This is a genomic window from Bradyrhizobium sp. AZCC 1578 (assembly GCF_036924675.1).
In the GTDB taxonomy this organism is placed as follows: domain Bacteria; phylum Pseudomonadota; class Alphaproteobacteria; order Rhizobiales; family Xanthobacteraceae; genus Bradyrhizobium.
In genome coordinates this window covers 4,157,453-4,171,715 of sequence record NZ_JAZHRZ010000001.1, presented here as the reverse complement: position 1 = coordinate 4,171,715, position 14,263 = coordinate 4,157,453, and the positions used below count along the sequence as shown (strand labels likewise).

16 protein-coding genes and 1 pseudogene are annotated in these 14,263 nt (G+C 62.9%); 6 read left to right on the top strand and 11 right to left on the bottom strand.

The features are described from left to right. Nucleotides 1-12 precede the first annotated feature (12 nt). The 8 genes and pseudogenes from V1290_RS19885 to V1290_RS19850 all read right to left on the bottom strand — a co-directional run bounded on the left by V1290_RS19885 (nucleotide 13) and on the right by V1290_RS19850 (nucleotide 5,835). On the bottom strand, nucleotides 13-927 hold the full coding sequence (locus V1290_RS19885) for a carbohydrate ABC transporter permease (RefSeq protein ID WP_334369104.1): 915 nt from the start codon (nucleotides 925-927) through the stop codon (nucleotides 13-15). Nucleotides 928-955: 28 nt separating this feature from the next. After that, nucleotides 956-2,113 carry an ABC transporter ATP-binding protein gene (locus V1290_RS19880; protein WP_334365974.1) on the bottom strand — a complete coding sequence of 386 codons (1,158 nt, stop codon included), beginning with the start codon at nucleotides 2,111-2,113 and terminating at the stop codon, nucleotides 956-958. A gap of 147 nt (nucleotides 2,114-2,260) precedes the next feature. Then, nucleotides 2,261-2,623: a DUF1428 domain-containing protein gene (locus V1290_RS19875; RefSeq protein WP_334365973.1), complete on the bottom strand. Its 363-nt coding sequence runs from the start codon at nucleotides 2,621-2,623 to the stop codon at nucleotides 2,261-2,263. A 182-nt stretch (nucleotides 2,624-2,805) separates the two neighbouring features. Then, nucleotides 2,806-3,542 (bottom strand): annotated as a pseudogene (locus V1290_RS19870) (DUF899 domain-containing protein). Between the two features lie 14 nt (nucleotides 3,543-3,556). Beyond that, complete coding sequence (locus V1290_RS19865) at nucleotides 3,557-3,898, bottom strand: SRPBCC family protein (protein ID WP_334369102.1); 342 nt, start codon at nucleotides 3,896-3,898, stop codon at nucleotides 3,557-3,559. Next, nucleotides 3,898-4,368 carry an ArsR/SmtB family transcription factor gene (locus tag V1290_RS19860; RefSeq protein WP_334365972.1) on the bottom strand — a complete coding sequence of 157 codons (471 nt, stop codon included), beginning with the start codon at nucleotides 4,366-4,368 and terminating at the stop codon, nucleotides 3,898-3,900. The genes V1290_RS19865 and V1290_RS19860 overlap by 1 nt, the downstream gene beginning before the upstream one ends. 149 nt (nucleotides 4,369-4,517) lie before the next feature. Next, a complete protein-coding gene (locus V1290_RS19855; RefSeq protein ID WP_334365971.1) occupies nucleotides 4,518-4,775 on the bottom strand; it encodes a DUF3551 domain-containing protein in 258 nt (85 codons plus the stop codon). An 82-nt stretch (nucleotides 4,776-4,857) separates the two neighbouring features. Then, nucleotides 4,858-5,835, bottom strand: coding sequence for a Bug family tripartite tricarboxylate transporter substrate binding protein (locus V1290_RS19850; RefSeq protein ID WP_334365970.1), 978 nt, complete (start codon nucleotides 5,833-5,835; stop codon nucleotides 4,858-4,860). Between the two features lie 150 nt (nucleotides 5,836-5,985). Between V1290_RS19850 and V1290_RS19845 the strand changes: the two genes are divergently transcribed. Further along, nucleotides 5,986-6,405 carry a VOC family protein gene (locus V1290_RS19845; protein WP_334365969.1) on the top strand — a complete coding sequence of 140 codons (420 nt, stop codon included), beginning with the start codon at nucleotides 5,986-5,988 and terminating at the stop codon, nucleotides 6,403-6,405. 95 nt (nucleotides 6,406-6,500) lie between these two features. Continuing rightward, on the top strand, nucleotides 6,501-8,090 hold the full coding sequence (locus V1290_RS19840) for an AMP-binding protein (RefSeq protein WP_334365968.1): 1,590 nt from the start codon (nucleotides 6,501-6,503) through the stop codon (nucleotides 8,088-8,090). 9 nt (nucleotides 8,091-8,099) lie between these two features. Here V1290_RS19840 and V1290_RS19835 read toward each other — a convergent pair whose 3' ends face one another. Both V1290_RS19835 and V1290_RS19830 read right to left on the bottom strand, forming a co-directional pair. Further along, nucleotides 8,100-9,197, bottom strand: a complete 1,098-nt coding sequence (locus V1290_RS19835; protein ID WP_334365967.1) for an HD-GYP domain-containing protein — start codon at nucleotides 9,195-9,197, stop codon at nucleotides 8,100-8,102. A 250-nt stretch (nucleotides 9,198-9,447) separates the two neighbouring features. Continuing rightward, nucleotides 9,448-10,260 (bottom strand): oxidoreductase, encoded by an 813-nt coding sequence (locus V1290_RS19830; RefSeq protein ID WP_334369101.1) that lies wholly within the window; start codon nucleotides 10,258-10,260, stop codon nucleotides 9,448-9,450. Nucleotides 10,261-10,358: 98 nt separating this feature from the next. Here V1290_RS19830 and V1290_RS19825 point away from each other — a divergent pair, with 98 nt between their 5' ends. The 4 genes from V1290_RS19825 (at nucleotide 10,359) to V1290_RS19810 (ending at nucleotide 13,027) form a co-directional block, all read left to right on the top strand. Beyond that, nucleotides 10,359-10,970 (top strand): TetR/AcrR family transcriptional regulator, encoded by a 612-nt coding sequence (locus V1290_RS19825; RefSeq protein ID WP_334365966.1) that lies wholly within the window; start codon nucleotides 10,359-10,361, stop codon nucleotides 10,968-10,970. 202 nt (nucleotides 10,971-11,172) lie between these two features. Beyond that, nucleotides 11,173-11,961: an alpha/beta fold hydrolase gene (locus tag V1290_RS19820; RefSeq protein WP_334365965.1), complete on the top strand. Its 789-nt coding sequence runs from the start codon at nucleotides 11,173-11,175 to the stop codon at nucleotides 11,959-11,961. Then, nucleotides 11,958-12,302 carry a hypothetical protein gene (locus V1290_RS19815; protein ID WP_334365964.1) on the top strand — a complete coding sequence of 115 codons (345 nt, stop codon included), beginning with the start codon at nucleotides 11,958-11,960 and terminating at the stop codon, nucleotides 12,300-12,302. The genes V1290_RS19820 and V1290_RS19815 overlap by 4 nt, the downstream gene beginning before the upstream one ends. A 50-nt stretch (nucleotides 12,303-12,352) precedes the next feature. After that, nucleotides 12,353-13,027 carry a dienelactone hydrolase family protein gene (locus V1290_RS19810; RefSeq protein WP_334365963.1) on the top strand — a complete coding sequence of 225 codons (675 nt, stop codon included), beginning with the start codon at nucleotides 12,353-12,355 and terminating at the stop codon, nucleotides 13,025-13,027. A gap of 143 nt (nucleotides 13,028-13,170) precedes the next feature. Here V1290_RS19810 and V1290_RS19805 read toward each other — a convergent pair whose 3' ends face one another. Next, a complete protein-coding gene (locus V1290_RS19805) occupies nucleotides 13,171-14,178 on the bottom strand; it encodes a Bug family tripartite tricarboxylate transporter substrate binding protein (protein WP_334365962.1) in 1,008 nt (335 codons plus the stop codon). Between the last annotated feature and the right edge of the window lie 85 nt (nucleotides 14,179-14,263).

Below are 14,263 nucleotides of genomic sequence, written 5' to 3'. Positions count from 1 at the left end.
GAGCCCGCGGCGTCATGCGTAGTGCACTTCCCGGTTGCCGAGCGCCGATTTGAGCAGGGTGAGCAGCAGCACGAAGGCCGGGAACACGACGGTAACGGCCGCGCCGTAACCGGAGCGAAAGAACTCGAACCCTTCGGTATACATCGTGTAGATAAGTACTTCCGACGATTTCGAGGGGCCGCCCTTGGTCAAGACCTGAACGGTGTCGAACACCTGGAACGAGCGGATGGCCGAGATCGCCACCACGAACAGGGTGACCGGCCCGAGCATCGGCCACGTCACCAGGCGGAAACGCGACCACGCGCCTTCGGCGCCGTCGATCTCGGCCGCGTCGTAGAGATGCTTCGGGATCGAGACGAGGCCGGCGAGAAACAGCACCATGTTGAAGCCAGTGGCCTGCCAGATACCGATCACGCACAGCGAATAAAGCGCGGTGCCGCGATCCTGCAGCCAGCTATGGCCCTGCAGGCCGGCGACGCGCAAAAGTCCATTCACCAGGCCGAACTGCGGATGCAGCATGAATTCCCAGACGATCGCCATCGCAATCAACGTCGCCATGACAGGAAGGAAGTAGACGGTGCGATACCAGCTCTTGAGCCCGGCGCCGCTCTGGATCAGGAGGGCAACGCCGAGCCCGAGCGCCACCGCGCCGGGCACTACGATCGCGACATAGGTCAGCGTGTTCTTCAGCGAAATCCAGAACACCCGGTCGGCGAACATCTCCCGGTAGTTCGAGAGGCCGATCCAGGAGAACGCCGGCGCGCCGAGCTGATAGTCGGTAAACGAGAGCGCGATCACGCCGGCGAGCGGGCCGATCAGCATCAGCAGCATCAGCACGAAGGCTGGCGCGGCCAGCGCATAGGCTGCCTGCGATCGCCCTGTCCGGCGGAAACTGGCAATCACCCGCGCTGGGACGCGTGGCGCCATCGCCACTCCCTGCAGCGCGGTGGCGGCGTCAGACAACGGCCATCTCCCGCGGCCGCTCGACGCGCGACGGGACCGAAGTCACGATGCGCTTGCCATCAGCGTCGAAGGCGCGAACCGCCTCCGGCGCAAAACCGTAGCCGACGGTGGCCCCGATCGCGGGCAACTGACTGGGGTCGTTGACGCGCGCCACCACAGGCGCATCCGTGCCCGCGCTGCCGATATGGACGAAGGCTTCCGATCCCAGATTTTCCAGATGCACGACCGTGCCGGAAAGCAATCCGTGCGAAGCCAGCTCGATCCGCTCCGGCCGGACGCAGATGCGGCACTCTCCTTCCGGCGCCGCGGTCGCCATATGGAGAACATGTCCGAGCATCTCCAACCGGCCATCGCTGCGGATACGACCGGGAAATGCATTTATCTTCGGCGTTCCGACGAATTCGGCGACGCGGATATCGCAGGGGTCGTCATAGACAGCGGCGGGCGTGCCGACCTGAATGAGCTCGCCGCCGATCATGACGGCAATCCGGCCCGACATGGTCATGGCCTCGGCCTGGTCATGGGTGACATAGATGAAGGTCGTCTTGAGCTGGCGGTGCAACTGGGCAATCTCGGCGCGCATGTGCACGCGAAGCTTGGCGTCGAGATTGGATAGCGGCTCGTCGAACAGAAACGCGCGCGGTTGACGCACGATGGCGCGGCCGACGGCAACGCGCTGGCGCTGACCGCCGGACAATTGCCCGGGCTTGCGCTTCAGCAGCGGCGAAATTTCGAGCTGCTCGGCCACCCTTTCGACATCGTCGCGAATGATGCGTTCGGCGCGGCGGCGGCTCGGCATCAGCCGGCCCACGAACGGCGCCCGCTCCAGCGCAGACAGGCGCTTCATCCGCAGCGGAACGGCGATATTGTCAAACACGCTCAGGTGCGGATAAAGCGCGTAGGACTGGAACACCATTGCCAGATTGCGCGCGCTCGGCCTGATGCCGTCGGCACTGACACCATCAATCCGGACTTCGCCGGAGGACTGCGGTTCGAGACCGGCGATAACGCGCAGAAGCGTGGATTTGCCGCACCCGGATGGGCCGACGAGGGAGATGAACTCCCCGTCTTGAATCGTGAGATCGACGCCTTTCAGAACCTCGGCGCCGTCAAAAGCCTTGCGAAGCGCCCAAATCTCGATCTCGGCCATTTCAATCCGGTATCCGTGGCTGCGGTACCGGATGTCCTAAAGGGCTTGTTTGACAGTTGTATCACAATGGAACGAACCGCCGGGCTTGGCCCCAGCTTTCCACCGGCCGCCCCCCGAAACATGGCTGATGCACCGGCGAAGCTCCGCCTACACCTTCACCAGGCTCTCGAATCCGCCATAGATCATCCGCTTCCCGTCGAACGGCGGCTTCGATTTCGGATCCATCATTTCGCTAAGCCGCGGGTCCGCCATCACTTTGGCGTTGATCTTGTCGCGCTGGGCGCGCGACTTGTAGGTGATCCAGGCGAACACGACGGTTTCGCCCGGCTTGAGCTTCACGGCGCGCGGAAACGACGTGACCTTGCCGACCTTGACGTCCTCAGCAACCCATTCGCGATAGTCGAGCGCGCCATATTCGCGCCAGATCTTGCCGGCCTTCTTCGACAAGCGGGTGTAGGCCTCGAGATTTTTCTTCGGCACGGCGACGATGAAGCCATCGACGTAAGGCATTGCATTACTCTCCGGTATTTCTGTCGATACGACGTCATCTCGGGAGATGCGCAGCATCGAACTGTGGTGCGCAATTGCGCACCTGAGAATATCGAGATTCCCCGATGTGCAATTGCACATCTGAGGTCTGGTGCTTGCGCACCATCCCGGAATGACGACTGGGAATGTGGGGCTAGCGACGACTAACCATGACAACAGGATGCCTGAACCTGTGACGGCTGGTATTGGTCACGTAGTCGCACCCAGTCCATCGGATACGGCAGGCCCTCCTCGTGACGCCCGAGCGGGGTGAGGTCGAGATAGTGATAGGCGGCATTCATCATGTCGAGGCCGCGCGAGAAACAGGAATAGGTGTGGAAGACGTTCCCGGCCTCGTCGCGGTAGAACACGCTGATGCCCGGCGCCTCTTCGCCGCCGAAGGGAGTCGTGCCGAAATTGTAGAGCGTGGCGCCTGACTTGAGCTGCTCGGGTGTGAACGAGACACCGTAATCGTAATTGAACTCATTTGCACCCGACGACAGCCAATCGAAGGTCCAGCCCATCCGCTGCTTGAATGCGGTAAGCTTTTGCAGCGGTGCGCGCGAGATCGCGACCATCGTGGTGTCGCGGGCGGCCAGATGCGGGATCATGCGCTCGAACCGTCTGCCCAGAACGAGCAGCTCTTGCAGGCCTCGCTCCAGTCGGGCGCGAACATCAGGTGCTGCACCACGAGCTGGCTCCGCCCCTTGAACAGGTCGCCGAGCGAGACCCTTCCGCCGGGCCCATCGAATACGTAGTTCTTTTCGACCCTGACCCAGGGCAGCGCGCGCCGTTCTTCGCTCAGACGCTCGCGCGCTCGGGTGTATTCCTTCTCACGCGCAAGGTGCGCCTTGCGGGCGACGATCCATTCCTCGCGGGAAACAACGGCGTTCGATGGCATGGCAGGCTCCTCGTTCAGGCCATATAGTTTTCGAGTTTGACGAGGAATTCGGTCCAGCCGCGCTGGTGATTGTCGCGCGCTTTCTCGTCGACGAACTGCGCGTGATTGAAGACGAGCAGCGAACCGCTTCCTTCCGGCCTGATCGAGATGGTAACCAGCGATTCCCGCTCCGGCGTGGAATGCCATGCCCAGCTAAACACCAACCGCTCGTTCGGAACGACCTCCCGATAGACGCCGCCGACCTCGTTGTAATCGCCATTGGCGCGGAAGCTGATGCGGTAGCGCCCGCCGACGCGCAGATCGATGTCGGCCTTGACCGAGCCCTCCTCGACGGAGGTCGGCCCGAACCATTGCACTAGCTTTTGCGGGTCGGCCCACGCGGCGTAGACTTTTTCGGGCGCCGCGCTGAACCGGCGCGTGAGCGTGAGGCCGGGCCGCGCGGCGAGTTCGGCGTCGCGGGCAGTATCGTGCTTGGCAAGGCTTGACTGGGTGGCCATGGGTCTTCCTCCACAAAAGCGGCAAGGCGGTCGAGCGCGTCGGACCAGAAGCGCCGGTAGCGGTTGAGCCAGTCCATCGCCTGCTCCATCGGCTCGGCGGTCAACCGGCACGCGACCGTGCGTCCGGTCTTTTCGCGCGCGATCAGGCCGGCATCGGACAGCACATCGAGATGCTTGATGATCGCGGGCAGCGACATCGAAAACGGCTTGGCCAGTTCGCTGACCGACAGGCTTTCGCGATCGCCAAGCCGCGCCAGCAGCGCGCGCCGGGTTGGGTCGGACAGTGCGGCAAAGGTGCGGTCGAGAACGTCTTCCTGATACTTAACCATGTGGTTTAGTATAGATGCAAACAAAACGCCGTCAAGCCGGCGTGTGCACGAAGTCGGGAGTGGCGGAAGAGAGAGACACCGATGGCCGGATCGTTCAGCGCGAACAGCGCTCTCGCCCGGCCATCATGCGGAAGGCTTGCGAGGCGCGATCAATAATCCCGATAAACCCGCATCCGCCGCTGCTGTTGCCCATAGGCGAAGCGTGGATTGACGTTGCAGTAGAGCCCGCGCCCCGACGCCGATGCCATGCACTGACCATAGCTGCTGTAGGAGCAGTCGCCAGGAATGCCGATCGTGCGACCCTGGAGGCAATAGGGATAGTCATACGCCGCCGCGGGTGAACTGCCCGCGACGGTGGCGACTGTCGCCACCGTCAGCGCCAATGTCGCTAGTATTGCACTGCGCATCTTCGATCTCCTTCACAGGACGCAAGGCCGCGTCGCCTTTGCCATAAAACACCGCGGCTGCGCCTATGTTCCGTGACGTAGATCACTGCACCTTTTCAACCTTGGCTTCCTCGATCACCTTCTTCCACTTTTCGGTTTCGGCCACGATCATCTTGCCGAATGCCTCCGGCGGTCCGATCAGCGGCTCGCCGCCAAGCTCGGTCAGGCGGGCCTTGATCGCCGGCTCGGCGAGGATCTCGTTGATCTCCTTGTTCAGCTTGGCGATGACTTCCTTCGGCGTGTTCTTCGGTGCACCGACGCCGAACAGCGCGCTCGCCTCATAGCCGGGGATGGTGTCGGCGAGCACCGGCACATCAGGCAACAGCGGCGACTTTGTCGTGCTGGTGACGGCCAGCGCCCGCACCGAACCGGCGCGGACATGCTGGAGGATGGAAGGCATGTTGTCGAAGATCAGTTGGACCTGGCCACCGAGCAGATCGGTGATCGCGGGCGCGGCACCGCGATAGGGCACGTGCTGCATCTTGGCGCCGGACATCGCCATGAACATTTCGCCCGATAGATGCACGGACGTGCCGTTGCCGGACGAAGCCAGGTTCACCTTGCCCGGATTGGCCTTCACATAGGCGATGAACTCGGCGGCCGTCTTGGCCGGCACGTCCTTGTTCACCGTCATCACGTTCGGCACGCGATTGAACGCCGCGATCGGCGCAAGATCGCGGACCACGTTGAACTTCAGATTGGAGTAGAGCGTGGCGTTGATGTAGTTCGCGGGATTGACCAGCAGCAATGTGTAGCCGTCCGGCTCGGCGTTGATGACGGATTCGGTCGCGATATTGTTGCCGGCGCCGGGCTTGTTCTCGATCACGAATTGCTGGCCGAGCCGCTCGGAGAGCCGCTGCCCGATCAGCCGCGCAATGATATCGGTCGCGCCACCCGGCGGATATCCAACGACCCATCTCACCGGCCGGGTCGGATAATCCGCCGCCGAAACGCTGCCGATCGAAGCGGCAGTGGAAAGGCCGATGACGGCCAGGCAAATCGCGGTACGGCGTGAAATCATAAAACTTCTCCTTGGAGGCCGGGGTTCAGGCCCGGTCCGTTTCTATTGAGGCGCGGTTCCATTGAACCGAACGCGGCGCGCGTTGTAACAAACAAACCCGGGTGCGGCCAGTGGGGCGCAGCGTCTCCGACCGCGACGAAAGGATAAGGCATGTCTGTCAGGGTTAACGCTCTCGACCATCTCGTCATCAATGTGTCGGACGTGGCGCGTTCCGCCGAGTGGTACCGGAAGATCCTCGGCATGGAGGTCAAGGTGTTCGATCCCGGTCCGGGCAAAACGCCGCGGACTTCGCTGGTGTTTGGTGACCAGAAGATCAACGTGCGGCCGCGCGACGCCGACAAGGTCGAGTGGTTCACGGCCGACCACGAAACCGCCGGCAGCGACGATCTGTGCTTCCTGACGTCGAGCACGCCGGACGAAGTCGTGGCGCACCTGCAGGCCAACGGCGTCGCGATCGAGGAAGGCCCAGTCGCGAAGCAAGGCGCCCGCGGCACGCTGCGCTCGGTCTACTGCCGTGATCCGGACGGGAGCTTGATCGAGATTTCGTCGTACGAGGACAGGACGGGCTAAAGCGTAGGAATCCCGATTTGCGCCCCGCGCCGTCCGATGGCAGAACTACTCCCAAGCAAAAATCAAGGCGGCCGTAGAGCCGCGCGGGAGGAATCATGCCACTTTCGCAGGCCGCACCGGGCATTGTCGGACCGTTCGCAGGGCTCGACGTGCCGTGGCTGCTGCGGATGCGCGCCGAAAGCCGCCGCAACCATCCATTCCTGATCTGGGCGCCGTTCGAGGGGCCGGCGCGGAGTTGGTCTTACGGGGAATTCCACGAGCGCGTCGGCGCGCTTTCCGCTGGCCTTGCCAAGCGCGGCGTCAAGCCCGGCGAATACGTCCTGATCCATCTCGACAATTGCATCGAGGCCATGCTGGCCTGGTTCGCCTGCGTCGAACTCGGCGCGATCGCCGTCACCACCAACACCCGCTCGGCGGCAGCCGAGATGGAGTATTTCGCCGGCCATTGCGGCGCGGTCGCCGCCATCACCCAGCCGGCCTATGCCGAGTTGATCTCGGCCAATTGCCGCGACCTGCGCTGGATCGCCGTGATCTCGCACGACGCTGGCAGTACGCCGGCGCAAGTCGCGCCGCGCGGCGACAGTTTTGAGAAGCTCTTCGCCGACAGCGCCGACCGGCCGCGCCGCGCCACCGATCCGTTCGCGCCGTGCAGCGTGCAATATACCTCCGGCACCACGTCGCGGCCAAAGGCGGTGCTATGGACGCATGCCAACGCATTGTGGGGCGCCAAGATCAACGCCGCGCATGAGGACCTGCATGCGGGCGACGTGCACCAGACCTATCTGCCGCTGTTTCACACCAACGCGCTGGCCTATTCGATGCTGGCGTCATTGTGGGTCGGCGCGACCTGCGTGATCCAGCCGCGGTTTTCGGCGAGCCGCTTCTGGGGCGTGGCGCTTGAGCACAACTGCACATGGACCTCGACGATTCCCTTCTGCATGAAAGCGCTGCTGGAACACGAGATTCCGAAGAGCCACAAATTCCGGCTCTGGGGCACCGCGGTATCCGAGCCGCCGCCGTTCGCCGCCTTCGGCGTCAAGACGATCGGCTGGTGGGGCATGACGGAGACCATCACCCACGGCATCGTCGGCGAAGTCGACCAGCCCAATAGGCCGATGTCGATCGGCCGCGCGGCGCCGGAATATCAGATCCGCATCGTCGAGGACGACGGCACGCCGACTGAAGTCGGCGACACCGGCAATCTTCTGATCAAGGGCATTCCCGGCTTGTCGCTGTTTTCAGAGTACCTCCACAACGAAAAAGCCACGCGCGAAAGTTTCGACGAGCACGGCTATTTCATCACCGGCGACCGCGTCTCGCTGCTCGAGAACGGTTTCATCCAGTTCGGCGATCGCACCAAGGACATGCTGAAGGTCGGCGGCGAAAACGTCGCGGCCTCCGAGATCGAACAGGTGATCGCTGTGGTGCCCGGCGTGCGCGAGGCCGCGGTGGTGGCAAAGAAGCACCCGATGCTGGATGAAGTGCCCGTGGTCTTCATCATTCCGCAAGCCGGCGTCGCGGGCGCCCCTCGCGATCTGCACGACACCGTGATGGCCGCCTGCAGGACCGCCCTCGCCGACTTCAAGGTACCGCGCGAAATTCACTTCGTCGACGACATGCCGCGCTCGACGCTGGAGAAGGTCGCAAAGGCGGAACTGCGGAAGATGCTGGATAGCAGCACGTAGAGCGAGAGATCAATAATACCCAAACGCCACCGGGCGAAAGGCGTGCAGCAGATGCTGGTCGAGCTTGTCGCCCATTTCTTCCATCATGCCATAGGCCCGGGCGTGGGTGAACTGCAGCCGGTAGGCGCGCTTCTCGACGAGGGCCGCGTAGATATCCACGATCGTGGTCAGCCTCACGATGTCGCTGATCTCCTTGCCGCTCAGGCCGCTGGGATAGCCCGTGCCGTCGAGGAATTCGTGGTGGTGCAGCACCACGTCGAGCATTTCGGGCGGGAAGCCGCCTTGCGCGGACAGCGCGTCGTAGCCGCGGCGCGGATGCTGGCGCATCTCTTCCATCTCTTCCAACGTCAACGGGCCCGGCTTGTCCAGGATCGCCACCGGAATGAACGCCTTGCCGACGTCGTGCAGCAGGGCAGCGCGGGCGAGACGGCGCTGGTCGTCGTCGCGCATGCCGAGATGCTGCGCATACGCCACCGCAAAGCCGGTGACGAAGAGACAATGGCGATAGCTGCCGGTGTGGTGGCAGCCGACCGCAGTCAACCATTCCCGCAAGGAGGAGTGCTTGATCGCCTTGAGAATCTTGCTTTCGGCCTCGACGATGTCGCTGAACTTTAGGGGAACGCCGGCCGGAAGCTTTTCGAAGATCTTGACCATCACGGCATGCGCCGCCTCGACGCCCCTGTTGAGGGCCTTGCCGCGATCGGTCTCGTCGTAGCCGTCGCTGTCCGGAAACGCGGCGCGGATCCGCTGCAGGATGCCTTGTGCATCGAACGGCCGCGCGATCGTGTCGGTGGCACCGAGCGCCCAGGCCTGCATCGATCCGTGGTGAAGCGCGTCCGCCAGCACGAACAGCCGCGGCATCTCGCGATAGGCCTCGGCCCGCAGCTTGTTGCGCACCAGTTGCACGCTCTCGGCGGAACGCAGATTGATGTCGACCACGATGCCCGCCAGGTCCCGTTCCGGGCTGTCGGGAATGTCAGAAGTTGCGATGGTGTCGACCTGACCGACGGACCGCAAAATGCTGGCGAGTTCGCTGCTCTGATCGCTCCGATCCGAAGCGAGCAACAGCCGGCGCCTGGTCGCAGTCTTGTTGGTTGCGGATGTCATGAAACCCCAGACCCCTAGCGATGATGACTTGCAACCGAGGCTAGCGGATAAGGGGTTCCCCGAGGCTTAAGAGGCATCGTGAATTTAGGCTACTGTGAACGCTAAAATTTTAGCGATCTGGTTCGCGATGCGCCGCACCCGCGACGTCATCATCCGCGAGAGCGGATGTCTTGTCGGGCATTGGCATGCGATTGCCCACGTCGTTGCGCATGAGCCGCACCGTTGGTCTGAAGATGGCGCGTGAAAACGACTATGCCGGCAGCCCCATTTGCTTACGAAGGCTCTTGTCGAACATGCTCTCGGGAACAAAGCGGCGCAGCACGCTCACCCGGCCAGCCATCTTACCGCACGTGTATCGGTGACGAGGCGATGCTGTAGTCGCGGCCTCAACCACTCTCGTGGCGACGACTTCGGGCCTATCTGCCGTCTTCATCACGTCCTGCAGAACCGTGACCGCTCGCATTCGCGCCGAGCGGTATGCATCCAGTGCCTGATCCGGAAGCACCATGTTCTGTTCGAAGGAAGTGCTGGTATACGCCGGCTCCAGCAAGCAAACGCGGATGCCGAAGCTCCGTACCTCGTGATCGAGAGATTCCGAATAGCCTTCGAGCGCATGCTTTGTGGAGGCGTAGAGCGCCGAGAACGGCGCCGGTATCAGGCCAAGCACCGAACTTATATTGATGATCCTTCCACCCTGCCGAGCTCGCATGTGCGGCAGCACCGCATTGCTCATGCGCATGACTCCGAACAGGTTTACGTCGAACAGCGCCTGGGCTTGACCGATTGACGATTCCTCAGCTCCGCCCATCAGGCCGGTCCCGGCGTTGTTGACGAGAACGTCGATCCTGCCCGCCGTATCGAGCACCTTGTCGACGGCAAGCTTCACCGAACCGTCATCGGTCACATCGCAGGCGACCATCGTAATGCCGTCGGGGCCGCTTGCGGCCATCCGTCGGCTGGTGCCGAACACGCGAAATCCGGCCTCGCGCAAGGCCTTTGCTGAAGCCAACCCAATGCCCGTGGAAGCCCCGGTCACAATCGCCACTTTACCGTCTTGCCGCATGAGGACCTCCGTCGACGCGTTGAACAACAGCTTAGATTAAGGTATAAATATCACATGATGATCGTAATGCAATAGGCGTTCGGCCGGAGGACCCCGCGATGCGCTACGCCAAGCGACAAAAAGATATCTCGCACGAGCGAATCGTGAAGGCTGCAGCGAAAAGGTTCAGACGGGACGGCATTGCTGCCGCCGGAATGACCGGGATCATGGCGGAGGCAGGACTGACGAACGGCGGGTTCTACTCGCACTTCCGCTCGAAGAGTGACCTGGTCAGGGAAGGCCTAGAGCGAGCGCTCGCCGACCAACTGCAAAGCCTGGCCGAGCCCGACCCCAGGCCGGGCGCATTAGCTCACCTGATCCGTTCTTATTTGTCTCAGCATCATCGTGACCGGCCCGGCACCGGGTGTGCCTCCGCGGCGCTACTGCCCGAAATTGCCCGCCAGCCCCTCTCCGTCCGGAAGGCTTACACCGCTCGGTTACGCACGCTCATCGAGCAGATAGCGCGACGGTTGCCGCAGGAGAACTCCATCCCTGAAGCGCAGAATACAGCGATCGCGATCCTTGCCGTCTTCATCGGGGCGCTTCAGCTTTCGCGCGCCGTCGATGACCCGGAGTTGTCAGACGCCATGCTTGCTGCGGGCATTCGCGCTGCAACTGCGCTTGCCGGCTTGGCTGACGGTTCGGCCGAACATGAAGGGGTACAAGGATGAAATATTAAAGCGGCGGAGATCGCGAGCCGATGCTGGTCGCTGTTTTGCTCATCGTTCGCTGGAGTAATTCGGGCTGTCGTCAACAAGCGGTCATGGCCTTGTCAAAGCGCTGATATGCCCCTCGCTTTCCGCATTTCCCATTCGCGATCAGATCGCGCTAGGATGCGGCCGACAATTGCATGGGAATTCCCAGGGAGCCGCAATGCCGACGATCGATCGCGACGGGGTCCGCATCTATTACGAGGTTCACGGCTCCGGCCCACCGCTGCTCTTGACCCACGGCTATTCATCGACCAGTGGGATGTGGCAGGGCCAAATCGCGGCCTTGTCGAAGCATCACAAGCTCGTGTTGTGGGACATGCGCGGCCACGGCCAGTTCGATTATCCCAGTGATCCCGCAGCCTATAGCGAAGCGCTGACGGTTGCCGACATGGCGGCGCTGCTTGACGCCGTCGGCACCGACAAGGCGATCGTCGGCGGGCTCTCGCTGGGCGGCTACATGTCGCTGGCGTTCTACCGTGCCCATCCAAACCGCGTCCGCGCGCTGCTGATCATCGATACCGGCCCGGGCTTCAAAAAGGACGAGGCCCGCGAGGCCTGGAACAAGCGCGCGAACGATACTGGCGATCGCTTCGAGCGCGAGGGCCTGGAGGTTTTGAAATCGGCCAGCCGCGAACGCTCCAGCGTCACCCATCGCGATGCGTCGGGACTGGCGCGCGCCGCGCGCGGCATGCTGACCCAGCGCGATGCCCGCGTGATCGAATCGCTACCCGATATCAAGGTGCCGTCGCTGATCGTGGTCGGCGCCGACGACACCTCGTTCCTCGCCGCTTCCGACTACATGGCGGCCAAGATTCCGGGCGCGCAGAAGGTGGTGATCCCGGCTGCCGGCCACGCCGTCAACATCGACCAGCCGCAGGCCTTCATCGATGCCGTGCTGCCGTTCCTCGATAGCCTTGATGCCAAGACACCAAAGAGGGCCGCGTCATGAAGACAGCCGCGGCGGCCCTCGCCCTTATCGCAGGCAGCTTCACGCAAGCGACCGCGCAGCACTTGCCGCCGCTCCACGGCCCCTACCCGCCACCGTTCACTGAGACGCTGTCGAACAACATCCCGCTGGCGTTCGGCATGGAGACCGATGAAGCCGCACGCGCGCTCGGCGTCCCGCTCAATTACATAAGGGGCCGTCCCGGCGATGAAATCTTTCTCGCGTTCCGCAACGTCGGCGGCAGCGGGCTGTTCTACAAGAAGGACCGGCTCTATCTGCAATTTCGCAAGGGCAGGCTGGCCGGCTGGAAGGGCGACTGGGGTCACAACTGGATGTGGCAGTAGCCGACCCCAGAACATCGATCTCGTGCAACTCAAACGCAAATGGATGACCCGTGGGACAAGATATCGAACTGACGGCTTCGGACGGTTTCAAACTGGGCGGCTATCGCGCCGATCCTGCAGGTCGGCCGAAAGCGGCGATCATCGTGATCCAGGAGATTTTTGGCGTCAACCACCACATCCGCTCGGTGTGCGACCGATCGGCGGGCGAAGGCTATGTCGCGATTGCGCCGTCGATCTTCGATCGCACGCAACCGAACTTCCAGTGCGGCTATTCGCCTGACGAGATTGCAAACGCACGAAAGTTCATCGCCAATCCGGATTGGGCCGCGATGCTGCGCGATACCCAGGCCGCGATCGACGCCGTGAAGGATGTCGGCCCGGTCGGCATCATCGGCTTCTGCCTCGGCGGCAGCATCGCCTATGCGGCAGCGACCAAGCTGTCGGGCTTGTCTGCCGCGGTCGGCTATTACGGCGGCGCCGTTGTCCGCTTTGCCGACGACAAGCCGCAAGTGCCGACGCAATTGCATTTCGGCGAAAAGGACGCGGGCATTCCGCTAACCGACGTCGAAACCATCAAGGCCAAGCGGCCGGACGTCGAAGTCCATCTCTATCCCGGCGCGCAGCATGGCTTTCACTGCGACGAACGCGCCAGCTACGACAAGGCCAGCGCCGATATCGCCTGGCCGCGCAGTCTGGCGTTCTTTGAGAAGCATTTGAAGAAGTAGGACGCGCACTCTCTCCGCCGTCATTCCGGGGCGTGCTTTAGCGCGAACTATGGCGCGCAATTGCGCACCTGAGAATCTCGAGGTTCCGGGTTCGCGTCTTCGACGCGCCCCGGAACGACGACACAAGTACTAGTGCCCCCTGCTCACTCGCCCTTGACGCCGGTAGCCTTCACGACATCGGCCCATTTCGCGTGGTCGCGGAGCAGGACTTTCTCGAACGTTTCCGCCGATCCGCCCACCGGTATGAGGCTGAGCGTCTCGATCCCGGCGACGCCCTCGGGCGAGGCGATGATGCGGGCGAGTTCGTCCGAAAGCTTCTTCACGATCTCCTTGGGCGTTGCGGCAGGCACGAACACGCCGAGCCAGCCTTCGATTTCAAAGCCGGGGTAACCGAGTTCGCCCATCGTCGGCACGTCGGGCAACGCTTTCCTGCGCTTCTCGCCGCCAACCGCCAGCGCCCTGAGCTTGCCCGCCTTGATTTGCGAGCTCGCCGTGGTCAGATCCTGGAACGCCGAGGTAACCGTGTTGGCGAGCAGGTCGTTCGTCAGCGGAGCCGAGCCGCGATAGGGGACATGGGTCATGTCGATATTGGCGGTCTTCTTGAGCAATTCGCCGTAGAGGTGGGACGTCGTGGCGTTGCCGAAGGTGCCGTAAGGCTTGCCGGGATTCGCCTTGGCATATTCGATCAGTTCCTTGACGGACTTGATCGGCTGCTGCTCGGGGACCACCAGAACGATGGTCGACAAGGCGATCTGGGTAACGGGCGCGAGATCCTTGAAGACATCGTAGGGCAGCTTCGTAACGAGGCTCGGCGCCTGAATGATCTGCGTGATGCCGACCAGCACGGTGTAACCATCGGGCTGTGCCTTGGCCACGTAGTCGTTGCCGACCACGCCGCCGCCGCCGGACTTGTTCTCCACGAGGACGGTCTGCTTCCACGACTCCGACAGCTTGTTGGCAAGCAGACGGGCGAGGACGTCGGTGGCGCCGCCCGCGGGATACGGCACGACGAAGGTGATGCGCCGGCTCGGATAGGGATCCGCCGCCGACACCGGATGCGAAGAGGCGCACAGGGCCGTCACGGCGATGGAAGCGAGCAACGCTGCCGCAGTCGCCGCGCGCACCACGCGGACCGGCAAGTGATAGTTCATGGTCATACTCCGGATTGCAGGCACTCAACCGACAAACCGGAGCGCCTCGATTCAATGACGCGGGTTTCTACATCGCTGCAGCGCA

Excerpts from the sequence above, each read along its gene's own strand:
- V1290_RS19850 (WP_334365970.1), bottom strand. The coding sequence starts at position 5,835 with ATGATTTCACGCCGTACCGCGATTTGCCTGGCCGTCATCGGCCTTTCC.
- V1290_RS19885 (WP_334369104.1), bottom strand. The coding sequence starts at position 927 with ATGGCGCCACGCGTCCCAGCGCGGGTGATTGCCAGTTTCCGCCGGACA.
- V1290_RS19855 (WP_334365971.1), bottom strand. The coding sequence starts at position 4,775 with ATGCGCAGTGCAATACTAGCGACATTGGCGCTGACGGTGGCGACAGTC.
- V1290_RS19860 (WP_334365972.1), bottom strand. The coding sequence starts at position 4,368 with ATGGTTAAGTATCAGGAAGACGTTCTCGACCGCACCTTTGCCGCACTG.
- V1290_RS19875 (WP_334365973.1), bottom strand. The coding sequence starts at position 2,623 with ATGCCTTACGTCGATGGCTTCATCGTCGCCGTGCCGAAGAAAAATCTC.
- V1290_RS19880 (WP_334365974.1), bottom strand. The coding sequence starts at position 2,113 with ATGGCCGAGATCGAGATTTGGGCGCTTCGCAAGGCTTTTGACGGCGCC.
- V1290_RS19830 (WP_334369101.1), bottom strand. The coding sequence starts at position 10,260 with ATGCGGCAAGACGGTAAAGTGGCGATTGTGACCGGGGCTTCCACGGGC.
- V1290_RS19825 (WP_334365966.1), top strand. The coding sequence starts at position 10,359 with ATGCGCTACGCCAAGCGACAAAAAGATATCTCGCACGAGCGAATCGTG.
- V1290_RS19815 (WP_334365964.1), top strand. The coding sequence starts at position 11,958 with ATGAAGACAGCCGCGGCGGCCCTCGCCCTTATCGCAGGCAGCTTCACG.
- V1290_RS19840 (WP_334365968.1), top strand. The coding sequence starts at position 6,501 with ATGCCACTTTCGCAGGCCGCACCGGGCATTGTCGGACCGTTCGCAGGG.
- V1290_RS19835 (WP_334365967.1), bottom strand. The coding sequence starts at position 9,197 with ATGACATCCGCAACCAACAAGACTGCGACCAGGCGCCGGCTGTTGCTC.
- V1290_RS19845 (WP_334365969.1), top strand. The coding sequence starts at position 5,986 with ATGTCTGTCAGGGTTAACGCTCTCGACCATCTCGTCATCAATGTGTCG.
- V1290_RS19805 (WP_334365962.1), bottom strand. The coding sequence starts at position 14,178 with ATGAACTATCACTTGCCGGTCCGCGTGGTGCGCGCGGCGACTGCGGCA.
- V1290_RS19820 (WP_334365965.1), top strand. The coding sequence starts at position 11,173 with ATGCCGACGATCGATCGCGACGGGGTCCGCATCTATTACGAGGTTCAC.